Source organism: Microbacterium sp. FG3 (assembly GCF_057809335.1).
This window is the reverse complement of record NZ_JBMDJT010000042.1, coordinates 1-22,422: the sequence shown is the minus strand read 5'-3', so window position 1 is coordinate 22,422 and position 22,422 is coordinate 1. Positions and strand designations below refer to the sequence as shown.

The window sequence follows — 22,422 nt, the reverse complement described above, 5'->3', positions numbered from 1 at the left end:
CGAGGGGGAACCGCGGGTCCCACCCATCGGTTGCTGAACGGAGGCCGCGCCAGCGGCCGGAGATGAAGCGACCACCGTGACTCGGGCGACGGGGCGGAGCCCCGGACGGGTGACTGGGTCAGTCAGCGCTAGCGTCCGGGGCCCCGGGCCTGGATGCGTCGGGTCAGGACGCGAGGCGCTGCTCCTCCGGCGGCGCCTGCGTCGTGAGGGAGATGACGCCGTAGTCCCAGCCGCGGCGGCGGTAGACGACGCTGGGGTGATCGGTGCGCGCGTCGATGAACAGGAAGAAGTCGTGGCCGACCAGCTCCATGCGGTCCACGGCCTCCTCGACCGTCATCCACTCGGCCTCGAAGTGCTTCGTGCGGATGACCACCGGCGAGTAGTCCTGCTCGCTCTCCTCCTCGACGACGGGGATCTCGCCCGTCGTGACGGCATGCAGCACGTCGGCGGGCACGGGGTGGGCGGGCACGGGCTCGACGTCGAGCCCCGCGAGGGACCCCGAGTTCTTCTCGAAGTGCGCGCCCTTCGGGCGGGCGCGGCCGGTGACCCTCTTGTCCTTGGCGCGGCGCACCTGCTCGACGAGCTTGTCGAGCGCCTGGTCGAGGGCGACGAACTTGTCGCCGTCGCGCGCCTCCGCCCTGGCCGTGGCCGTCTTGCCCGTGAGGGTGAGCTCGACCTTCTCCTCCTCGACCCGGCTGCGGTGCACGTCGTGGGTGATCTTGACGTCGAGGGTCAGCGCCCTCGGGGCGATGTTCGCGATGCGCTCGGACTTCTCCTCGACCACCGTCCGGAAGCGGTCGCTGATGCTCACGCCGACTCCCGAGATGTTGATGTCCATCTGAGCCTCCCTGTCCGGCCCGGCCCCTGGGCCGAGCCCCTCTCGAACGACTTCCCGTCGTCTGGTGCCCCCACGGTAGCCCCGGCCCGGCGCGATGTCACCACCCAGATCCGGCGCGTTTCATATGGATGCGCCGCGCCCCCGCTGTGCCGCGGCAAGCACCGCGGCACCCGCCACGGGGATGCCCGCCGCATTGAGTGCCCTCCGCGCCTCCATGAGTGTCGCCCCCGTGGTGACGACGTCGTCGACGAGCACGACGCGTGCGTCGTCCAGCCGGCGCACCTGGGCCCGCATCGCGCCGGCCACGTTGCGCAGCCGGTCGTCGCGCCCGAGCTCCCGCTGGTCCGCCACGCGCCGTGACCAGGCGAGCCCCCGCACCACAGGCACCCCCGCCCGCCGTGCGAGCAGCTCCGGCACGCGGTACCCGCGCCGGCGGAAGGCGGCGCGCGAGGTCGGCGCGGCGACGGCGACGACGCGCCCCGTGGCCGGCCCGGCCACCGCGGCGAGCGCGGCCCGCATGGCCGGGGCGAGCGCCGCCGCGAGGCCCGTGCGCCCGCGCTCCTTCAGCGCGCCGATCACGTGCGCCGCCGTGCCCTCGTAGGCCAGGGCGGCGTGCACCGGGGTGCCGTCCGGCAGCACCCTGCGCGTGACGGCCGGCTGCAGTCGCGCACGGCACGGCTCGCAGAGCGCGACGCCAGGAGCCTCGCACCCCGCGCACCACACCGGAAGCACGAGCGCGGCGGCCTCGTCCAGCGCGGATCGGACGGCGAAGGCGGGTCGGAAGGCGGGCGCGGATCGGGAGGCGGACGGCGGCGGCATGATGCCAGCGTGCCCGCCGACGCGATTCCGGGGTTCCTCTCCGGCCGGCCCGTGGAGGGACGGGGCCCCGGCAGGGCCTGTGAGCGAGCCGGCGCCGGTGCCGCCGCGGTCACTCCGACCGCGGCGCTCCGACGTCCGTGGCGAGCACCGCGATGCCGTCGGCGACCTTGACCCACGCCGAGCCGCGGCGCACGTGCAGCCCGCCGGTGCTGTCGATCAGCCGCATCGACGAGTCCTGGGTGCCCGCGGCGATCCCGATGGCGTCGGCGGGGGCAGACATGCGGGTGCCGGGGCCGCCGATCCGCTGCTCGAGGATCTCGATCTCGGTGCCGTCGCGCGCCACCACGCCGATGCTCGAGTCGTCGAGCCACTCCACGTCGATGCCGGGGCCGTCGAGGGCCGCGAGCACCGTCGCGGTGCCGACGCCGGTCGGCACGCCGTCGCCGTCGCGCGCCACGGGCGCCACCACCGCCCATGCCGCCCCTCCGGGCTCGGTCACGAGCGCCGCGAGGCGCGTGCCATCGCGCGACACCGCGATCGACTCGACCGTGGCGATCGCCAGTTCCTCGCTCTGCGGGATCGCCGTCTGCAGCACCGCGGTGCCGTCGGGACCGATCGCGGTGAGCTGGTCGGGGTCGTGGTCGGGCAGCGTCCACGTGTAGCCGTCGGGGTCGAGCGCGGGCTCCAGCAGGTCTTCGCGGTCGTCGAGCAGCAGCACGGAGCCGTCGGACCCCACCCGCACGACGGCGCCGTTGGTCCCGAGCAGGATCGCAGACTCCCGATCCGGGGCCACGCTGATCGTCTCCGGCGCGGGCGCCGCCGACGACCGAACGGCCTCCGAGAGCCCGTCGATGCCCCTGATCTCCCCGTTCTCGAGGAAGCCGAAGGCGTCGTCGTATGCCTCTCCCCCGAGCACGAGGGCGCGCGAATCGGGCCCCGTCGGCAGCGGGTCGTACTCCTCGGCCGACAGCTCGATGCCGCCCACCCTCAGCCGCACGCCCTGGGCGCCGAGGCTCGAAAGCGTCGCGGTCGCCTGCGCCCGCATACGCGAGACGATGGATCCGTCGACGTCGGCGGCGATGCCGCGCAGCGCGATGTCGGCGACGCCCGAGTCGTCGAGCGCGATCACGGTGGCATCCGGCAGCTGCGCGCCCGACGGGAAGGCCGTCGTCACGGCGCCCTCGAGCGCGGCGCTGGGGCCGCGCAGCAGCTCGGCGACGAGCCGGGTGGGTCCCGTCGAGGCCTCGGGGAACCAGCGCACGTCGGGGACGAGGTACCGCTGGGCCGGGTCGTAGAACGTGAGGCTGAAGTCGCTGTAGACGTTCGGGAAGTAGTCGCGGTCGAGCACGATCCCCGCCGGCGCCTGCGCGATCCGCCACTCGCCGTCGTCGCGCTGCACGAGCTCGTACCGCAGCTCCTGCTCCGGCTCCGTGGCCGTGCGGTACACGCCGCGCGCGTCGACAGCGGCGACCTGGGAGATCTGCAGCGACACGATCCCGTCCGCCTCCAGCGCGCTCGCGTCGTACTCGCGGGCACTCGTCGCGTCGATCGCGACGTGCGATCCCGGCTCCCATTCGGCCGCGAAGTCCGGGGTGAGGAACTCCCGCGCCGTCGCCCAGTCGCCCGCGGGGCTCGTGGCCGCCTCCACGAAGCCCTGCACGATCTGCTCGGGGGTGGCCGCCGGCGCCGGCCCCTCCGGGTAATAGAGGAAGTCGTGCTCGGGGACCTCGTCGGCCGAGAGACCGGGGTTCACCGGACCGCTCGTGGGCAGCCCCGAGCACCCGGCCAGCGCCACGGCGAGCGCGAGCAGCGCGGCCGCGATCCGTCCCCTGCGCCTCATCGCGCGTCCTCCCCGTCGTCGCCCGCGCCGTCGGTGCCGTGGAGCGGCCCCGCCTGGCGCGCGCTCGCCACGATCTGCTCCGGCGTGGCCTCCTGGTCGCGCGGCTCGACCGGCACGGGCGACGAGAGCAGCTCCGCACCCGGGGTGCGGGGCAGCGTGAGCACGAAGTTCGTGCCGCGACCGACGGCCGACCACACCTCGAGCATGCCGCCGTGCAGCTTCGCGTCGCCCAGCGCGATCGACAGCCCCAGCCCCGTGCCGCCGATCGTCCGCCGCCGCGACGGGTCGGCCCGCCAGAACCGGTCGAAGACGCGCTGGCTGGCCTCGGGCGACATGCCCATCCCGTAGTCGCGCACCCCCACGGCCACCGCGTCCTCGTCGCTGTCGACCGTCACGACGATCGGGCGCCCCTCGCCGTGCTCGATGGCGTTGCCGATGAGGTTGCGCAGGATGCGGCGGATGCGGCGCGGATCCATGTCGACGGCCCCATGCCCGCCGGGGGCGACGACGCGCAGCTCGGTGCCGTGCTGCTGCGCGAGCGGCCGCATCGACTCGACGACCTCCTCGGTCAGCTGCGCGAGCGACCGGGCCTCCAGCGCGAGCTCGACCGACCCGGCGTCGTACCGGCTGATCTCGAGCAGGTCGGTCAGCAGCTCCTCGAAGCGCGCCACCTGCTGGTGCAGGAGCTCGGCGGCCCTGGCGGTGGCGGGGTCGAAGGCGTCGCGCCGGTCGTTGAGCATGTCGGCCGCGAGCCGGATGGTGGTCAGCGGCGTGCGCAGCTCGTGCGAGACGTCGGAGACGAATCGCTGCTGCACGAGCGAGAGCTCCGCGAGCTCCCCGATCTGCCGCTCGATGCTGTCGGCCATCTGGTTGAACGAGCGCCCGAGCACGGCGATCTCGTCGTCGCCGCGCACGTCGATGCGCACCTTGAGGTCGCCGCCCGCGAGGCGACGGCTCGTGTCGGCCACCTCGACGATCGGCTCGGCGACCGAGCGCAGCACGAGCCACGTGACCAGGCCCATGATGAGCACGAGCACGATGCCCGCGATCCACAGCGTGCGCTGCACGAACAGGAGCGTCTCGGCCGACTCGCTCAGGTCGTAGCCGAAGTACACGCCGTACGCGCCGACGCCCGGCAGATTCAGCTGCTGCCCGACGACGAGGCCCGGCACCGCGCGGCCGTCCGCGTCGCGCAGCTCGACCGACTGCCACCACTGCCCGTCCGGCGAGGCGCCCACGCGCTCGCGCAGGCCGGCCGAGATCAGCTCGGAGGGCAGATCGCGCGCGCCCTGGTTCTGCGGCGCCACCTGCGACGGCGTGCTCTCCACCCGGAACCACGCCACGCTCGAGGTGCCCGACTGCTCCACCAGGGTCTGGCGCGCGCGGGTCATGAGGCCCTGCAGCGCCGAGCGCTCGCGCTCCACCTGACCGGACGAGTCCAGCTGATCCTGCGCGGCGCTGATGGCGCGGCTCGCGTCCTGCAGCACCTGGTCGCGGCGCGACTCGAACAGGTCGGCCTGGATCTGCGCCGCCATCCACACGCAGGCGATCGTCACCGCGACCATCGTCGCCGCCACGGCGACCAGCGTCGTGCGGAAGCGCAGCGAGCTGCCCCACATCCGCCCGACGAGCGACGCCCACGCGCGCGGCCCCCTGATGACGCCGATCGCCGCGGTCGCCGCCGGACCGGTGAGAGGCGCGGACGCCGGCCCCGCGACCGGCTCGGCGCGGGGGGTCACGGGCATGGGATGGCCACCTGGGACCGCCCGCTCAGACGACGGCGCCGGCGCGGTATCCGACGCCGCGCACCGTCATCACGATCTTGGGGTCGTCCGGGTCGACCTCCACCTTCGAGCGCAGCCGCTGCACGTGCACGTTCACCAGCCGCGTGTCGGCCTTGTAGTGGTAGCCCCACACCTGCTCGAGCAGCATCTCGCGCGAGAACACCTGGTTGGGCTTCGATGCGAGCGCGACGAGCAGCTCGAACTCGAGCGGCGTGAGCGAGATGAGCTCGTCGCCGCGCCGCACCTCGTGCGCCGCCACGTCGATCGTGAGGTCGCCGACGCGGAGGTTCTCGCTGGCCGCCTGGGCGACGGGGCGCAGGCGGGTGCGGATCCGCGCGACGAGCTCCTTGGGATTGAACGGCTTGACGATGTAGTCGTCGGCGCCGGCCTCCAGGCCGTTGACGACATCCGAGGTGTCGGATCGCGCCGTGAGCATGATGATCGGCACGCCCGACTCGCGGCGGATCTCGCTGCAGATCTCGATCCCGTCTTTGCCGGGCAGCATCAGATCGAGCAGCACCAGATCGGGACGCTCGTCGCGCCACGCGTCGACCGCCAGGGCGCCGTCGGCGCAGAACGCGGTGTCGAATCCCTCGGTGCGCAGAACGATGCCGATCATCTCGGCCAGAGCGGTGTCGTCGTCGACCACGAGGATGCGGGCTGTCACCCGATCAGCGTATCCGAAGCCCCCGCGCGTTCGAGCCCTCTGCCGCCTCGCGAAGTGTGGAACGATGGGCATCGAATCTGGTCGACGGGGAGGGCGACATGAGCGGGACATCGACGTGGACGCCGGCCCCCAGGGGCGGTCTGATCCCGCTGCAGCCCCTGGGGTTCGGAACGATCCTGGGCAAGTCGTTCGCGGCGCTGCGCGGCAACCCCAAGGTGCTGCTGGGCTTCGCCATGGTCGTGCAGATCGTCTCCACCCTCGTCGGCCTCCTCCTCATCGGCGGCGTCTCGTTCCTGGCGTTCTCGCGGCTCGAGACCGCGGACTATGCGGACAGGGCGGCCATCAGCGCCGGCGCCACCCTCATCACGGTCGTCACGTCTCTGCTCGTCGCGGTCGGCCTGGGCGTCCTGGGCGTCATCGTGCAGGGCGTCGTGATCGGCGAGGTGTCGCACGCGGCCCTGGGCGAGCGCGCGACGCTGGGAATGATCTGGCGCCGCGTGAAGCCCGCCTTCTGGCGGCTGTTCGGGTACCAGCTGCTCGTCATGCTGGCGGTCGTCGCCGCCATCGTCATCGCGATCGCGGCGATCGCGGGCCTCGCCGTGTCCCTCGGCGACAGCGGCGTCGTCGTCGCGGTCCTGCTCGTCCTGCTCGCGTTCCTCGCGTCGCTGTTCCTGGCCGCGTGGATCTCGACGAAGCTGTACGTCACCCCGTCCGCCATCGTCCTCGAGGGCGCGGGCATCTTCCGGGCGATCGGCCGCTCCTGGGCGCTCACGCGCGGGAGGTTCTGGTCGACGTTCGGCGTGATGGTGCTGATCTCGCTCATCATGAGCACCGCGGCCTCCCTCGTCGGAATGCCGTTCTCGCTGCTGACATCCCTCCTCGTGCCCACGCTGGCGCCGACCGGCGACCAGGCGACCTCGGCGGTCGTCGCGTCGATCGTGAGCCTCGTGCTGGCGCAGGTCGTGACCTTCCTCATCCAGTCCATCGCCGTCGTCGTGCAGGCGACCGCGTCGGCCCTCGTGTACCTCGATCTGCGCATGCGCAAGGAGGGGATCGACCTGCGGATGCAGCGTTATGTGGAGCGCCGCGACGCGGGCGATTCGATGATCGAGGACCCGTACGCGTACGACCCCCGCGCCGTCGCCCCCTCCCGCCCGTCCGCCCCGACCTACGCGCCCGGGGCGTACGGCCCGGCTCCCGGCTACCCCGCTCCCGGCTACCCCGCTCCCGGCGGCTACGCGGCACCCGGCGGCTACGCGGCACCCGGCGGGTACCCGGCTCCGGGCGGCTACCCGGGTCAGCCCCAGCCGCAGCCCGCGTACGGCCAGCCCGTTCCGCCCTACGGGCAGCCGGCGCCCGCTTATGCCCCGGCGCCCGCTTACGCCCCGCCGCCCTCCGGCTCGCAGCCGTACGGACAGCACCCGCCCGTGTACCCGCCCGCGCCGCAGGGCGCGACCCCGGCGCCGCCCTCCCCCGCGCCCCCGTACGGTCAGCAGCCCCCGCCGCCCGCGCCCGACCAGCACGCTCCGTTCACGCCGCCGTGGGGCGACGGCGCGCCGCCGCAGGGAGGACGCGCGTCGTCGTGAGCCCCCTGCAGATCCCCGTGACGCCCGGCCCGGACGAGGCGCGCGAATGGGCCGAGCGCGAGCTCGCCGACCGGGTGTACGACGCCGCGGAGCCGACGCTCATCGACCGGATGGCCCAGGCGATCGGCGAGTTCTTCGCGAACCTGTTGCGCGTGGGCGTCGGCGCCGAGTGGAGTCCCCTGCTGACCCTGGTGGTCATCGTCGTGATCGCGGCCGTGGTGGTGCTCGGGCTGCTCATCTGGGGGCGCCCCCGCTCCGCGCACCGCGCGCGGGCCGCCTCGTCCTCGGTGCTCTTCGGCGAGGACGAGACCCGCAGCGCGGCCGAGCTGCGCGCCTCCGCCGCCGAGCACGCGGCCGCCGGCCGCTGGGACCAGGCCGTGATCGAGCGCTACCGGGCGCTCGCGCGCGGCATGGAGGAGCGCGACGTGCTCGACGCGCTCCCGGGCACCACGGCGCAGGCGCTGGCCGCGAACGCCGCGCCGTTCTTCCCCGCGCAGGCGCAGCGGCTGCATGACGGGGCCGTCGCCTTCGACGACGTGCGCTACCTGCGCCGCCGGGGCACCGCGCAGATGTACGAGGGCGTCGCGGCCGTCGACGACGAGATCGCGCGCACACGCCCCGCGCGCCTCGCCGATCCGCTGGACGCGCAGCCGGTGCGCGCATGACGACGATCGAGGCGCCCGCGGATCCCACGTCGTCGCGCCGCCGCCGCGTGTGGGGGTGGGTGGCGCTCGTCGCGGCGATCGTGGTGATCGGCACCGCGCTCGCGTTCGTGACCGGACCGGAGTGGCGCCCCAAGGGCGAGCACGACCCCGAGAGCGCGGCCCCCACCGGCACGCTCGCCCTCGCCCGGATCCTCGAGGAGCAGGGCGTCGCGGTCGAGCTCGTCCAGTCCCGCGCCGCCGCGGAGAGCGCCCTCACCGGCGGCGAGACACTCGTGATCGGGCCCAGCTGGTACCTCGAGGACGGGGCGCTGCGGGACATCGCCGGGCGCGCCGCGCGGACGGTGCTCATCGAGCCCTCCGCGCGCGACCTCGAGCTCTTCTTCGGCGAGTTCGAGTTCGCCGGGAACGCGCTCGAGCCGATCCCGCCAGCCTGCGAGCTGCCGGAGGCCGAGCGCGCCGGCGCGATCGCCCCCGGGCGCCTCTACCCGCGCGGCGACGCGGACGTCGCGTGCTATCCGGGCACCGCCGGCGGCTACGGGCTCCTCGCCTCCGACCTCGACGGCACCGAGCTCGTCGTTCTCGACGCGGGCACCGTCTTCGCGAACGAGCACCTCGCCGACGGCGGCAACGCGGCCCTGGCCCTGAACCTGCTCGGCGCGCACGAGGACGTCGTCTGGTACCTCCCGAGCGAGGCCGACATCGCGCCGGGCAACGCGCCCGACACGCTCGGCTCGCTCACGCCGCCGTGGGTGACGCCCGTCATCATCCTGCTCGGCGCGACCGCGATCGCGGCGGCGGTCTGGCAGGGCAGGCGGTTCGGCCCGCTCGTGGCCGAGGACCTGCCCGTCACGGTGCGCGGCAGCGAGACGCTGGAGGGCCGCGCCCGGCTCTACCAGCACGCGCGCGATCCCCGGCACGCCGCCGACCTGCTGCGCCGCGGCGCGGCCGCACGCATGGCGCGGCGCGTCGGCCTGAACCGCCGCGCGCCCGTCGACGACGTCGCCGCCGCGGTGGCCGCGCGGCTCGGCACCCCGCCGGCGCACGTGTCCGAGATCCTGCGCACCCAGCCCGCGACCGACGCGGAGCTCGTCGCCTTCGGCGAGCGCCTGCGAGACCTGGAAACGGCCATCGATTCCGAGAGGAACCACCCATGACCGACGCATACCCTCCCGCCTCCGGCCCCGGGCCCGAGCGCGCCACGGTGATCCCGCCGCAGCCGGCCGGCCCCGTGCCCCCGCTGCCGGCCGCTCCCCCGGCGACGAGCGGATCGGCCGCGCCGGGCGGATCGGGCGGTTCCGACCTGCGCCAGGCGGTCGCACGCGTGCGCGACGAGGTCGGCAAGGCGGTCGTCGGCCAGGAGGGCGCCGTCACGGGCCTGCTCATCGCGCTGCTCGCCCGCGGCCACGTGCTGCTCGAGGGCGTGCCCGGAGTCGCCAAGACGCTCATGGTTCGCACCTTCAGCCGCGCGCTCGGCCTCGACACCAAGCGCGTGCAGTTCACGCCCGACCTCATGCCGGGCGACGTCTCCGGATCGCTCATCTACGACGCGAAGACGGGCGAGTTCGAGTTCCGCGAGGGACCGGTGTTCACGAACATCCTGCTCGCCGACGAGATCAACCGCACGCCACCGAAGACGCAGTCGGCGCTGCTGGAGGCGATGGAGGAGCGACAGGTCTCGTCGGACGGCGTCACGCGCGCGCTGCCCGAGCCGTTCCTCGTCTGCGCCACGCAGAACCCGATCGAACACGAGGGCACGTACACGCTGCCGGAGGCGCAGCTGGACCGCTTCCTCCTCAAGCTGATCATCGACGTGCCGCAGCGCGACGCCGAGGTCGCCGTGCTGCGCCGCCACGCCGACGGCTTCTCGCCGCGCCTGCTCGAGGAGGTCCACGCCGTCGTCACGCCCGAGGAGATCCGCGCCGCGCAGGACGCCGCGGCCGGCGTCACGGCGACGGACGACGTGCTCGCGTACATCGTCGACCTCGCCAGGGCCACGCGCCAGAGCCCGTCGGTGCAGGTGGGCGCGAGCCCCCGCGCGGCGACGGCGCTGCTCGCGGCGGCGAAGGCGTGGGCCTGGCTGGGCGGCTACCCCGCCATCACGCCCGACCACGTGCAGGCCATGCTCGTGCCCGTGTGGCGCCACCGCATCCAGCTGCGCCCCGACGCCGAGATCGAGGGCGTCTCGGTCGACGCCGTGCTGAACTCCGTGCTGCAGCAGACGCGCGTCCCGATCTGATCCATGTACGTCTCCGGCCGTCTGCCGATCCTCGTCGCGCTCGGCATCGTCCCCGTCGTGCTGTTGAGCCCGACGGGGGCCTCGCCGTGGCTGCTCGCGCTCGCCTGGCTCACGCTGTGCGCGGCGCTCGTGCTCGCCGACGTGCTGGCCGCTCCCGACGCGCGCGTGCTGCGGGTGTCGCGCGACGCGACCTCGCGCGTGTCGCTCGGCCAGCCCGTGACCACGCGCATCCGCTTCGCCAACCCGTCGAACCGGCGCATCCGCGGACTCGTGCGCGACGCCTGGCAGCCCACCGCCGGCGCGCCGGCCGAGCGCCTCCGGATCGACGTGCCGGCGGGCGAATCGCGCACCGCGAGCGTGCCGCTCCTGCCCCGCCGCCGCGGCGAGCTGCGCAGCGAGTTCGTCGTCGTGCGCACGCGCGGGCCGCTCGGCGTGGCCGGCCGGCAGCGGCGGATCAGCGCACCGGGTGCCGTGCGCGTGCTGCCGCCGTTCAAGGCGCGCCGGCACCTGCCGAGCCGCATCGCGCGGCTGCGCGAGCTCGACGGCTCGACGAGCGTGCAGGTGCGCGGCCAGGGCACCGAGTTCGACTCGCTGCGCGAATACGTGCGCGGCGACGACGTGCGCTCGATCGACTGGCGCGCGACCGCGCGCGCCGGCACGACCATGCTCCGCACGTGGCGCCCGGAGCGCGACCGCCACGTCGTCATCCTCATCGACACCGGCCGCACGGCCGCGACGCGCGTCGACGACGGCACGCGCCTGGAGGCGTCGTTCGAGGCGGCGCTGCTGCTCGCCGCGCTCGCGAACCGCGCGGGCGACCACGTGCACCTCGTGGCCTTCGACCGCGTCGTGCGCGCCCGGGTCACCGGCGTGGACGGGCCTGGTCTGCTGCCCGCGATGGTCGACGCGCTCGCGCCCGTGGAGGCGCAGCTGATCGACACCGACTGGGACGCCGCCTTCGCGCAGGTGCGCGCGCTGCACGCCAAACCCAACCTCTTCGTCATCCTCACCGCCCAGGAGTCGCCCGACGCGTCGCGCGGGTTCCTGGGCACGCTGCCGAGCACCGTGAAGGCGGGCACGGTCGTGCTCGTGGGCACGGCCACCGACGGCGGACTCGCCGAGCTGGCCCGCTCCCGCGGCGACGTCGACGCCCTGTACCACGCCGCCGCGGCCGAGGCGACGCTCGCGTCGGCGGCGCGCGTCACGGCCGCGATCGAGCGCGCGGGCGCCGAGGCCCTCGCCGACGACCCCGAGTCGCTGCCGCCGCGCGTGGCCGACCGCTACCTGGCGCTGAAGAAGGCCGGCCGGCTCTAGCCGTAATCCCTCATCGTTCTTTTTTGCGAATCATTCAAAACAGCTATACTCGAGGGGATGAACCCGACGGCCACGCCCCCCGACGCCGCGGATGCGCTCCGCGCCGCCGGCCTGCGCGTCACCGCGCAGCGCGTGGCCGTGCTCGACGCCCTCGCGTCGCGCCCGCACGCCGCGGTGGACGAGCTGCACGCGGCGGTGGGCGAGCGGATCCCCGGCATCGCACTGCAGACCGTGCACGGCATCGTCAACGACCTCACCGACGCACGCATCGCCCAGCGCGTGAGCCTGCCCGGCGCGCCCAGCGCGCTGTACGAGCTGGACCGGAGCGACAACCACCACCATCTGCAGTGCGTGGTCTGCGGCAAGGTCGAGGACGTGCCGTGCGTCGTCGGCGAAGCCCCCTGCCTGCACCCCTCCCACGATCACGGCATGCGCGTCCTCGAGGCGAGCGTGACCTTCCGTGCCATCTGTCCCGAATGCGAAAGGAACGGCAATGGCTGACATCTCGTACACCACCACCCAGACCGGAACCCCGGTCGCGAGCGACCAGTACTCGCTCACCACCGGTCCCGACGGCGTCACCGCGCTGCACGACCGCTACCTCGTCGAGAAGCTGGCGTCGTTCAACCGCGAGCGCGTGCCGGAGCGCAACCCGCACGCGAAGGGCGGCGGCGCGTTCGGCACCTTCACCGTCACGGAGGACGTCTCGGCGTACACGCGCGCCGCGGTGTTCCAGCCCGGCGCCGAGTCCGAGGTGCTGCTGCGCTTCTCGTCGGTCGCCGGCGAGCAGGGATCGCCCGACACGTGGCGCGACGTGCGCGGCTTCGCGCTGCGCTTCTACACGACCGAGGGCAACCTCGACATCGTCGGCAACAACACGCCGGTCTTCTTCCTGCGCGACGCGATGAAGTTCCCCGACTTCATCCACTCGCAGAAGCGCACGGGCGCCTCCGGCCTGCGCAACGCCGACATGCAGTGGGACTTCTGGACCCTGTCCCCCGAGTCGGCCCACCAGGTCACCTACCTCATGGGCGACCGCGGTCTGTCGAAGTCGTGGCGTCACCTCAACGGCTACGGCTCGCACACCTACCAGTGGGTGAACGCCGCGGGCGAGCGCTTCTGGGTGCAGTACCACTTCATCTCGAAGCAGGGCGTCGAGCACATGTCGGCCGCCGACGCCGAGCGCATCGCGGGCGAGGACGCGGACTACTACCGCCGCGACCTCTTCAACGCGATCGAGGGCGGCGACTTCCCCGCGTGGGAGGTCAAGGTGCAGGTCATGCCCTACGAGGATGCGAAGACCTACCGCTTCAACCCGTTCGACATGACGAAGGTGTGGCCGCACGCCGACTACCCGCTCATCAAGGTCGGCGAGTTCACGCTCAACCGCAACCCGCAGAACTTCTTCGCCGAGATCGAGCAGGCGGCGTTCTCGCCGGGCAACCAGGTGCCGGGCACCGGCATCTCGCCCGACAAGATGCTCATGGCGCGCGTGTTCTCGTACCCCGACGCGCAGCGCTACCGCATCGGCACGAACTACAACCAGCTGCCGGTCAACCAGCCGCACGCCGCGCCCGCATTCAACTACATGCACCAGGGCAACATGGCGTACCACTTCAACGCGGCCGGCACGCCCGTGTACGCGCCGAACTCGTTCGGCGCCCCGCACGCCGAGCCCGAGCGCGCCGTCGAGGCGTCGTGGGAGGCCGACGGCGAGCTCGTGCGCAGCGCGTACTCGCTGCACAGCGAGGACGACGACTTCGGCCAGGCCCGCACGCTGTACAACGACGTCTTCGACGAGGGCGCGAAGGACCGCTTCCACGAGACGCTCGCCGGGCAGTACTCCGGCCTGACCGTCGACGTCGTCAAGGAGCGCTTCTTCTGGTACTGGGGCCAGGTGGACGAGAAGATCGTCGCCGGCATCAAGGCCAAGCTGGCTGCCCAGGACGCCTCGGCCGACCCGATCGGCTACGAGGCCGAGCCCCTCACGGCCTGAGGCTCCCGCTTCCGCCGAACCCGCCCTCATTCCTCGAGCCCGCGCCCCATCCGGGGCGGGTTCGGGGAACGGGGGCGGGTTCGCGCTGCTTCAGGGAGTGCACGTCGCCGAGGAGCAGGGCGAAGGCGATCCAGCCGATCCACCTGCCCTCGTGTCTACCGCCCGCGGCGGACGGGCGCCAGCGCTCCTCTCGGCGCGGCTCTTGCCGTCGGCGCCTCGCCGCTGACACGATGCGAGCAGAGCCGTCCCGGCCTCCCCGAAGGAGATCCCATGTCCGATCCGAATCCGGAATCGCCGATCGAGCCCACGGAGCTGGCGCACACGCCCCCGCCGGCTCCCACGACCGTCGCGAAGCTCGTCGCCGAGGGCTTCGGCACGCTGCTGCTCGTGCTCGGCGGCGTGGGCACCGCGGTGTTCGCGTCGAACTTCTTCCTCGAGGGCGGCCCGACCGGCACCGTGTACGCGGCCGTCGCGCTCGCGTTCGGCCTCACGGTGGTCGTCGGCGCCTACGCCTTCGGCCCCATCTCCGGCGGCCACTTCAACCCCGCCGTGACCCTCGGCCTCGCCTCCGCCGGCCGCTTCCCGTGGCGCGACGTGATCGGGTACATCATCGCCCAGGTGATCGGCGGCGTCGTCGCCACGACGCTGCTCGTGCTCATCGGGCTGTTCGGGCCGGACGGCTGGCTCACCAAGGCGCAGGAGGGCGGGTTCGCGAGCAACGGCTTCGACGAGAACTCGCCCGCCGGGTTCGGGATGATGGCGGCGATCATCGTCGAGCTCGTGCTGACGGCCCTGTTCGTGCTCGTCATCCTCGGCGTCACGCACCCCACCCGCGGCACGCCGCTCGCGGGGCTCGTCATCGGCCTCACGCTGGCGCTCATCCACTACATCTCGATCCCCGTCGACAACACGTCGGTGAACCCCGCGCGATCCATCGCCGCGGCGATCTACGGCGGCGGCGACGCGCTCCTGCAGCTGTGGGTGTTCATCGTGTTCCCGATCGTGGGAGCGATGCTCGCGGGCTTCGCCTACAAGGCCCTGTTCGACACCGAGCGGTGACGGCCGCGGGCGCGGGATCGGGCGCGCTCAGCCGGCGACGAGGCGCGGCGTGCCCGCCTCGTACTCCGTGAGGTCGCCCGTCTCGCCCGCGCGGGCGGCCCGGCGGCCGACCACGAGCATGTAGAAGAGGAACACCCCCAGCGCGAGCGTGCCGATCCCGATCTTGATCGCCCACGGCCAGTCCTGCCGCGTGACCCAGCCCTCCACGACGCCCGACAGGGCGAGCGAGAGCACGAGTCCGACCGCGACGGTCGCGAGCGCGCGCCCCTCCGAGGCGAGGGCGTCCATGCGGGTGCGCCGGCCCGGCGCCACCCACGACCAGAACATGTGCAGGCCCGCGGCGCACGCGACGAAGATGCTCGTCATCTCCAGCTGGCCGTGGGGAAGGATGTAGAGCACGAAGTCGGCGCCGCGGTCGTACGCGAACATGATCGCCGCCGAGGTGCCGAGCCCCACGGCGTTCTGCACGAACACGTACACGGGCCAGATGCCGGTGATGCCGAAGAGCACGCACTGCACCGCGATCCAGGCGTTGTTCGTCCACACGAGCGCACCGAAGGCGACCTCGCTGTGCTCGCTGTAGTACGCGACGAAGTCCTCCTCGGCGTACTGCTCGAGCTGCCATTCCGTGCCGAGGGTCGCGACGAGGCGGGGATCCTGGGCGATCCACGCGCCGGTGAGCGCCACGATCCCGATGAACGCGAACGTCACGACGAGCGCGGTCCAGCGCAGGCGGTACAGCGCCGCCGGCAGCTGCAGCAGGAAGAACCGCGGCAGCTGGCGCAGCACGTTGTCGGGGGCACCCGTGAGGCGCAGCCGGGCGCGCGACAGGATGGTGGAGACGTGGTCGCCCTGCGGCGTGCGACCCGCCGACGTCTTGATGTCGGCGAGATCGGCGGAGGCCGACTGATAGCGGGCGACGAACTCGTCCACCTCGGTGCCGCGCAGGCCGCGCGTGCGGGAGAGCTCATCGAGCCGGCGCCACTCCTCGCGGCGGGCGGCAGTGAGGGCGTCGAGGTCCACGTGCTTGACTATACGCATGTCGTCCGCATCGGCACGCCCGCACCTGCGTCCGCAGGTGGATCACGACGAGGTCCTCACCGGAGAGGCCGTCGCGCTCGACGTGCAGCCGATCGGGCTGCTGCTGCGCGCGGCGGGGGCCGCGATCGACATCGTCGCCTCCTTCCTGCTGCTGCTCGCGTGCTATCTGCTGCTCGGGGCGCTCGGCCAGGCCGGGCTCGTCGACGAGGTGACCGCGCGGATCGCGCCGATCGCGATGATGGTGGTGATCTTCGTGATCCTGCCCGCCTCGATCGAGACGCTCACGCGCGGGCGCAGCCTCGGCAAGCTCGCCGTCGGGGGCCGGATCGTGCGCAACGACGGCGGGGCCATCGGCTTCCGCCACGCGTTCATCCGGGCGCTGCTCGGCGTGCTCGAGGTGTACATGACGGTCGGATCGATCGCGCTCATCGTCGGCATCTTCACGCCGCGCGCCCAGCGCCTGGGCGACCTCGTCGCCGGCACCTACGCCGAGCGCACGCGCACGCCGTCGCTGCCGCCCGACGAGCGCCGGCTGCCGCCCGGCATGGAGGGCTGGGCCGCGATCGCCGATGTCGCGCGCGTGCCCGACCGCCTCGGCCGCCGCCTCACCCAGTTCGCCGCCGGCGCCGCGAAGATGGTGCCGGTCTCGCGCGCGCGGATCGCGGCGGAGCTCGCCGATGAGGTGAGCCCCTTCGTCGCGCCGATCCCGCCCGTCGACGCCGAGACGCTCATCCACGCCGTGGTCGCGGTGCGGCGCGAGCGGGAGCTGCGTGCGCTCACCCTGCAGGCCGAGCGCGTCGCGTCGCTGACCCGCTGATCCGTCGGCGGCGGCCCTGCCGTCGGCGCGACGCGCCTCAGACCAGCGTCGCGTGGCGGATGACGGTCCAGCCCTTCGGCACCGACATGCGCTCGGTGTGGATGGCGCACAGATCGTGCGCGTGCGGGTCGCGCGTCGCGCCCAGCGGGCCCAGCGCGGCCATCTGGTCGCCGTAGTCGTACGTCAGCGTCGTCACGGCCTCGCGGGCGCAGCCCACCTTCGAGCAGAGTCGTTCCATCGCGTTCGAGCGTACGCCGCGATCGGCGCGATCCCCGTGACCCACGCCGCGTAGGCTGGGGGCATGGCGATATGGGGTCGGATGCGCAAGCCCGTGCCGCGCGGACGCGCACCCCGCCACGGGCGCCACGGCCGCGCGGGACGCAGCCAGCTCCTGCGCCCGCCGCTGCCCCAGATCGACACGCGCGCCGAGAGGTTCGACCTCACGGTCGGCTCGACCGTGGAGTATCTGCGCGGCACGTGGCCCGAGCTGCGCGACGTCGACTTCCTCATCGCCTGGATGCCGCCCGGCGCCTCCGACGACGGCGTGCCGCGATGGACGATCGACCGCGAGGCGCGGCGGATCACCCTCTACCGCGTGCCGATCGAGCGCTTCAGCCGGCTGCACCGCAACGACGACCTGCACCGTCGCATGATCGTGGAGGGCGCCGTGTTCCGCGCCGCGGGCGACTACCTCGACCGCGACCCGTGGGACCTGGGGCCCGATCGCTTCCGGTTCTAGGGATAGACGGTGACCGGCGCGGGAGACGCGGGGTCCGGCCACACCGGGACGGTCGCCAGCGCGGCCTCGCCGAGGTAGCCGACCGCGGCGTGGACCGACGCGCCGCCGGGATCGACGAGGTGCACCCCGCCGTCGTCGAGCGGCAGAGACGCCGAGGACCCGCCGGGAACCGCGAGCTCGCGGGACCCGCCGGACGCGTCCGTGACGGTGACCGTCGCGTCCTCGACGCTCGACACATGCAGCCGGGCGCCGGGACCGGGCGGCACGGCGACGAGCGTCGCGTCGGCGAACGCGGGCGAGGGCGTCTGCCACGCGAAGTCGGTGTCGCGCCCGAAGCCCGTGGCCTGCCACACGGCCGAGACGAGCGGACCGTCGCCCGCCACCGTGACCTCGTAGCGCCCCGCCGGCAGCTCGCCGAGGTCGACGGCGACCGGCCGGTCGGCCTCGAGCGCCACGCTCACCGGCTCGACGGCGGTCTCGTCCTGCCCCTCGGCCGTCGCCGTGATCACGGCCGATCCGGCGCCCCGCGACATCACGCGCACGACGGCCGTCGACGCGCCCTCCGCCTCGGCGCCGGCCTCGGTCACGACGACGCCGGGGAACGACTGCCGCTCGTCCGCCGTGACGGAGCCCTGCCGATCCAGGCCCACGGGGTCGAGCGTGCGCACCAGGCTGGACTGGAGGGCGGCGCGCACGGGCGCGCCCGTGGCGGTCACCCGCACGACGGGGGCCGCCTCGCCGCCGGCGATGCCGGCGAGCGGAATCGCGCGCTGCGTGCCCGCGGGGATCGGCACCGCCTCGAAGCCCGGCGGCACCACGGGATCCATCGCGCCGTACACGGTGAGCTGCACGGTCGCGCTCGCCGCACCGGGGTTCGAGATCAGCAGGATGTCGGTCTGACCCACCGACGTGTCGCCGCCGACGACCCACGACTCGAGCTGCGGCGCGCGGCAGGCGGACGCCGCGAATCCCGCGAGGTCCTCCTCGTCGACGGCCGCCGAGGTGGCCGCCGCGATCCGCTCCACGGATCGGCCGTCGGGCGCCTGCGCGAACCGGAGCGGAGCGTCCTCGCCCGCGACATCGGGATGGGCGAGCGGCTGGGACGACGGCTCCCCGCCCGAGGCGGTGCCGGCCGTGACGGACACGGGCTGCGCCGCGCCGATGGACGTCGCGGCCGACACGTCGCGACCGAGGGCCAGCACCGGCCCCTCGCACGCCAGCACCGTCTCGGACGGCGCGGGCGTGACCTCGAGCGACGCGGCCGAGCCGCCCAGGCTGGGCCACGGCGCGAAGGCCGCGGCGACGACGGCGAGCACCGCGGCCGCCGAGACGCCGAACCCGGCGACGCCGCGCCCCCAGGCCCGGCGCATCCGTCGCGGCGGCGCCGGCTCGTCCACCACGCGCGCGGTGGGCGGCGCGGGTTCGATGGGATCGGGCTCGAGCGGCTCCGGCTGGCCGAACTCCGCCTGCGTGGCGTCCGGCACGAGGGGGTTGCGCGGTTCGTCGTTCACTTCGGCTCCGTCCGCCCGGCACGCGCGGTCTCGCGCTCGTCCTCGTAGCCCCCGCCGACGACGCGGGGCAGCGCCCGTGCCGCCCTGCGCGTGGCGCGCGTGGGCACCGCGAGCAGCAGGGCCACGATGAGCGCGGCGGCCTGCGCGGCGAGCGTCGACGCGGCCAGCGCCGCCTCGGCGGCCGACGCCTGCGGGCGCGGGGCGGGCTCCGCGTCGAGGCGCCAGAGCACGCCGCGCGGCGTCTCGCCCACCCGCACGAAGCCGGCGCGCTGGTCGATGGAGGCGATGGCGCCCAGGCGCACGGCCCGCAGGGCATCGTCGTCGCCCGCGCCGCCCAGCAGCACGAACCGCAGCCCCGCCGCCCCGAGCGCCTCGGTGGCCGCCGCGTCCGAGCTGGAGACGAGGTCGACGGCGATCTCGGCGAGGCGGCGATCGTCGTCCGACACGCGCACGTCGGTGCTCTCGAGCGTCGACTGCCCGCCGAGGGTCTCGCTCCCGCCCCACACGACCTTCGCGGCGAGCGATCCGTCGCCGCGCGGGGTGAGCACGAGGGTGCCGATGTCGCGCTGGCTGCTCGCCTGCGCGCCCACGTAGGCGGGCAGCGTGGAGGACGGCCCGCTCGCGACGCTCGCGGCGTCGCGGTGCACGGCCGTGAGCGCGGGGATCGCCAGCACGGCCACGCAGGCCGCGGCCAGCAGGCCGGCGCCGACCCGCAGCGGCCGCGCGGCGGGGGCGGTGTCGAGCGTGACGCCCACGGCGCCGAGCGCGCCGATCCACGCGAGGCTCAGCGCGGAGCCCGTCCACAGCGGCACGGGCTCGCCCGCCGCGTACGACACCTGCACGCCCGAGGCCGCGAAGGCGGTCGCGATGCCGAGGAGCGCGATCACGACGGTCGCGGTGCCGGCGCGCCAGCGCACCGTGAGGGGCGCGACGACGGCGAGCAGCCCGACGGGCGCCACGAGCAGCGGCACCCACCACACCGGCGCCCCCGGCATCAACGCGGCCCAGCCGCCCGGGTCGGCCCACGGGATCCCGGTGGCCAGCTGCCAGCGGGGCGCCTGAGCGGGCCCGGTCCACGGGGCGCCGGGATCGGCGAACGCGCCCCACGGCGTGCCGCGCACGACCTGGGCGGCGACCACCGGGGCGAACCACACGACCGACGGCACGACGATCCACGCCACCCTGGCGATCCCGCGGCGCGCGCGGAAGGCGATCGCGAGGACGAGCGCGAGCGCCCAGAGCACGACGAGCGCCGGGGCGAGCGACGGCGCGCACGCGAGCACGCCGAGCAGCAGCAGCGACGCCCCGCCGGCCGCGGCCCAGGACCGGTGCGCCGCCGCGGCGGTGAAGAGCAGCCACGGCAGCAGGAGGTGGAGGATGACGGCCGCGGGGCGACCGTCGACGAGCGCCGCGAGCAGCGGCGGCGCGAGGCCCCACAGCACCGCCACGACCGCGCGCACGCCCGGGCGGTCCGAGACGCGCGTGGCGGCGAACCAGCCGCCGAGCACGGCCAGCGGCAGCGCGAGCAGCCACAGCAGCAGCAGCGTGTACGACGGCGCGACCGGCCACAGCGAGCCGAGCAGCGCGACCACCGACGCGAACGGATCGGCCGGCGAGACCGTGTCGAGGCCGAGCGAGCGCATGCCGTACGCGGCCTCCTGCCACAGCCCGGCGAGCGTGTCGTGCAGCGGCAGCAGCGCGCCGCCGCCGATGCCGGGCCACGTGAGAAGCGAGGTGAACGCCGCGATGCTCACGACGAGGGCGCCCAGCACGGTCCACGCTCCGCCGCCCGAGAAGAAGCCCAGCTCGCCGTAGGCGGCCCCGTCCGCTCCCGCGTCGTCGTACCGCTCCCGCAGCTGGGCCGTGGTCGCGCGCAGCGGCGCGATCTGCTCCCACCCGCCCCGGCGGATCTCGCGGATCCGGCGGCGGGATCGCGCGACGGCGCCCAGGCGCACCAGCACCGTGAGCGCGGCGCCCCACTCGGCGGGCACGCGCGCGGGCGTCTTGGCGACGAGCAGCACGAGCGTGCGCCACAGCGCGAGCGGCAGGAGCGAGAGCCAGTGCAGGGGCACGGCGAACCCCGGCGCGTAGGCGAGGCGGCGGTGCAGCTGCGCCGTCCGCACGGCGTACGCGCGCCGCACCGCGCCGCGCGGGGCGCCGGCCACCCCGCCGTCGACGACGAGCACGCGGGCGCGCGGAGCGAGGGCGACGCGACGGCCGGCCAGGCGGGCGCGCACCCCCATGTCGAGGCCCTCGTCCACGCCCGCCAGCGCGGGATCGGGCAGCAGGTGCGCGCGGAGGTCGGCGCGCAGCAGCACGCCGCGCACGTCGGCTCCCAGCACATCGTCGTCGGCGTCGTGCTGGCCCTGGTCGTACTCCCCGTTCGCGAGCGGCACCGTGCGCCCGAACCTCGTCATGCTCACGCCGAGGGAGACGATGAGGTCCGGGTCCTCGGCGTCGACGAGCTTCGGGGCGGCGATGGCGACGGACGGGGCGCGCTCGAGGGCACCCGCGAGCACGGCGAGCGCATCGGGCCGCGGCGTCGTGTCCTGGGCCAGCAGCCACAGGGCGCGATCGGCGGGGGCACGCACCTGCGCGAGCGCGACGGCCGCGGCGAAGCCGGCCGATTCCGGAGCGTGGATGACGCCCTCGGCGCGCGAGCGGGCGATGACCGCGTCGAGCTCGGGGGCGCGCCCGCACGTCACGATCGTGACGGCGTCGACCCTGCGGGTCTGTGCGGCCAGCGCCTCGAGGGTGCGGGTCAGGCGCTCCGCGGCGAGGGCGGCCGTGGGGGTCGCTCGCGCGACGACGATGGCGTGTACTGGGGCCGACATGACCTCGTCAGCCTAAGCGCGCGGCGCGACGCACCGGGGAGCCACGCGCGAGGGAGGAGGATCAGCTGGCGCGGCGCTTGAGCTTGCGGCGCTCGCGCTCGGAGAGTCCGCCCCAGATGCCGAAGCGCTCGTCGTTCTGCAGCGCGTACTCGAGGCATTCGGCGCGCACCTCGCAGGAGGTGCAGATGCGCTTGGCGTCGCGGGTGGATCCGCCCTTCTCCGGGAAGAACGCCTCGGGGTCGGTCTGCGCGCACAGCGCGTCGGACTGCCACGCGAGGGCGTTGTCGTCGCCCGTCGGCTGACGCACCCCGGGGACGCCGAGATCGACGGGGTCGACGAACCAGTTGCCCGGAACCTCCGAACGATACTCAGCCATGTCCTGCCCCCTTTGACGCCGCCCCGCGGACGGATCCGATGCCGTTAATTACACCGGTGTCATTCGCGAAGGTCAAGTCGCAGATCGTAAACCCTGAACGTCAGATCGAGGGTTTTGTCGCCCCGACCGGCGTGTCTCCCCCCGACACGCCCGACCCCGTCCACCCGCTTGCAACCCCCATCGGTTGCTGAACGAAGTGAGCGCCAGCGAACGAAGCTGAAGCGACCACAGCAAGTCCATGACGTTTGCACTGGTCGCTTCATCTCCGCGGCCTCCGGCCGCTCCGTTCAGCAACCGATG

General features: G+C 74.2%; 20 protein-coding genes. 10 read left to right on the top strand and 10 right to left on the bottom strand.

Annotation, left to right across the window (positions count from 1 at the left end; genetic code table 11):
- Positions 1–163: 163 nt before the first annotated feature.
- The 5 genes from hpf to mtrA all read right to left on the bottom strand — a co-directional run bounded on the left by hpf (position 164) and on the right by mtrA (position 5,948).
- Positions 164–838, bottom strand: a complete 675-nt coding sequence (gene hpf / locus ACODR5_RS11945; protein ID WP_488983770.1) for a ribosome hibernation-promoting factor, HPF/YfiA family — start codon at positions 836–838, stop codon at positions 164–166.
- Between the two features lie 120 nt (positions 839–958).
- The gene (locus ACODR5_RS11940) at positions 959–1,657 is read right to left on the bottom strand and encodes a ComF family protein (protein WP_488983769.1); all 699 of its coding nucleotides are present in this window, start codon (positions 1,655–1,657) and stop codon (positions 959–961) included.
- Positions 1,658–1,766: 109 nt separating this feature from the next.
- A complete protein-coding gene (locus ACODR5_RS11935) occupies positions 1,767–3,497 on the bottom strand; it encodes an LpqB family beta-propeller domain-containing protein (protein WP_488983768.1) in 1,731 nt (576 codons plus the stop codon).
- A complete protein-coding gene (mtrB, locus tag ACODR5_RS11930) occupies positions 3,494–5,242 on the bottom strand; it encodes an MtrAB system histidine kinase MtrB (protein WP_488983767.1) in 1,749 nt (582 codons plus the stop codon). The genes ACODR5_RS11935 and mtrB overlap by 4 nt, the downstream gene beginning before the upstream one ends.
- Positions 5,243–5,267: 25 nt before the next feature.
- Positions 5,268–5,948 (bottom strand): MtrAB system response regulator MtrA, encoded by a 681-nt coding sequence (gene mtrA / locus ACODR5_RS11925; protein ID WP_488983766.1) that lies wholly within the window; start codon positions 5,946–5,948, stop codon positions 5,268–5,270.
- Between the two features lie 98 nt (positions 5,949–6,046).
- Between mtrA and ACODR5_RS11920 the strand changes: the two genes are divergently transcribed.
- The 8 genes from ACODR5_RS11920 to aqpZ all read left to right on the top strand — a co-directional run bounded on the left by ACODR5_RS11920 (position 6,047) and on the right by aqpZ (position 14,804).
- Positions 6,047–7,534 carry a DUF7847 domain-containing protein gene (locus ACODR5_RS11920; protein WP_488983765.1) on the top strand — a complete coding sequence of 496 codons (1,488 nt, stop codon included), beginning with the start codon at positions 6,047–6,049 and terminating at the stop codon, positions 7,532–7,534.
- Positions 7,531–8,199, top strand: a complete 669-nt coding sequence (locus tag ACODR5_RS11915) for a DUF4129 domain-containing protein (protein WP_488983764.1) — start codon at positions 7,531–7,533, stop codon at positions 8,197–8,199. Before ACODR5_RS11920 ends, ACODR5_RS11915 begins: the two co-directional genes overlap by 4 nt.
- Positions 8,196–9,353, top strand: a complete 1,158-nt coding sequence (locus ACODR5_RS11910) for a DUF4350 domain-containing protein (RefSeq protein ID WP_488983763.1) — start codon at positions 8,196–8,198, stop codon at positions 9,351–9,353. The genes ACODR5_RS11915 and ACODR5_RS11910 overlap by 4 nt, the downstream gene beginning before the upstream one ends.
- Positions 9,350–10,435: an AAA family ATPase gene (locus ACODR5_RS11905; protein ID WP_488983762.1), complete on the top strand. Its 1,086-nt coding sequence runs from the start codon at positions 9,350–9,352 to the stop codon at positions 10,433–10,435. Before ACODR5_RS11910 ends, ACODR5_RS11905 begins: the two co-directional genes overlap by 4 nt.
- A gap of 3 nt (positions 10,436–10,438) precedes the next feature.
- Positions 10,439–11,749: a DUF58 domain-containing protein gene (locus ACODR5_RS11900; RefSeq protein ID WP_488983761.1), complete on the top strand. Its 1,311-nt coding sequence runs from the start codon at positions 10,439–10,441 to the stop codon at positions 11,747–11,749.
- A 57-nt stretch (positions 11,750–11,806) separates the two neighbouring features.
- The gene (locus tag ACODR5_RS11895; RefSeq protein WP_488983760.1) at positions 11,807–12,250 is read left to right on the top strand and encodes a Fur family transcriptional regulator; all 444 of its coding nucleotides are present in this window, start codon (positions 11,807–11,809) and stop codon (positions 12,248–12,250) included.
- Positions 12,243–13,745 (top strand): catalase, encoded by a 1,503-nt coding sequence (locus ACODR5_RS11890; RefSeq protein WP_488983759.1) that lies wholly within the window; start codon positions 12,243–12,245, stop codon positions 13,743–13,745. The genes ACODR5_RS11895 and ACODR5_RS11890 overlap by 8 nt, the downstream gene beginning before the upstream one ends.
- 270 nt (positions 13,746–14,015) lie before the next feature.
- Positions 14,016–14,804, top strand: a complete 789-nt coding sequence (aqpZ, locus tag ACODR5_RS11885; RefSeq protein ID WP_488983758.1) for an aquaporin Z — start codon at positions 14,016–14,018, stop codon at positions 14,802–14,804.
- Between the two features lie 27 nt (positions 14,805–14,831).
- On the opposite strand, the gene ACODR5_RS11880 is transcribed toward aqpZ, so the two are convergent.
- Positions 14,832–15,827, bottom strand: a complete 996-nt coding sequence (locus ACODR5_RS11880) for a stage II sporulation protein M (protein ID WP_488983757.1) — start codon at positions 15,825–15,827, stop codon at positions 14,832–14,834.
- Positions 15,828–15,843: 16 nt separating this feature from the next.
- Here ACODR5_RS11880 and ACODR5_RS11875 point away from each other — a divergent pair, with 16 nt between their 5' ends.
- Positions 15,844–16,662: an RDD family protein gene (locus tag ACODR5_RS11875; protein ID WP_488983756.1), complete on the top strand. Its 819-nt coding sequence runs from the start codon at positions 15,844–15,846 to the stop codon at positions 16,660–16,662.
- 37 nt (positions 16,663–16,699) lie between these two features.
- Here the strand turns inward: ACODR5_RS11875 and ACODR5_RS11870 are convergent, their stop codons facing one another.
- Entirely contained in the window at positions 16,700–16,900 is a 201-nt protein-coding gene (locus ACODR5_RS11870; protein ID WP_449855127.1) for a DUF3499 family protein, read from the bottom strand.
- 63 nt (positions 16,901–16,963) lie between these two features.
- Here ACODR5_RS11870 and ACODR5_RS11865 point away from each other — a divergent pair, with 63 nt between their 5' ends.
- Positions 16,964–17,401, top strand: a complete 438-nt coding sequence (locus tag ACODR5_RS11865) for a metallopeptidase family protein (RefSeq protein WP_488983755.1) — start codon at positions 16,964–16,966, stop codon at positions 17,399–17,401.
- Here the strand turns inward: ACODR5_RS11865 and ACODR5_RS11860 are convergent.
- From ACODR5_RS11860 to ACODR5_RS11850, 3 genes are all read right to left on the bottom strand, one after another.
- A complete protein-coding gene (locus ACODR5_RS11860) occupies positions 17,398–18,912 on the bottom strand; it encodes a DUF5719 family protein (protein WP_488983754.1) in 1,515 nt (504 codons plus the stop codon). The genes ACODR5_RS11865 and ACODR5_RS11860 overlap by 4 nt on opposite strands.
- Positions 18,909–21,746, bottom strand: coding sequence for a glycosyltransferase (locus ACODR5_RS11855; protein WP_488983753.1), 2,838 nt, complete (start codon positions 21,744–21,746; stop codon positions 18,909–18,911). Before ACODR5_RS11855 ends, ACODR5_RS11860 begins: the two co-directional genes overlap by 4 nt.
- 61 nt (positions 21,747–21,807) lie before the next feature.
- Positions 21,808–22,122, bottom strand: coding sequence for a WhiB family transcriptional regulator (locus ACODR5_RS11850; RefSeq protein ID WP_449855322.1), 315 nt, complete (start codon positions 22,120–22,122; stop codon positions 21,808–21,810).
- Positions 22,123–22,422: the final 300 nt, after the last annotated feature.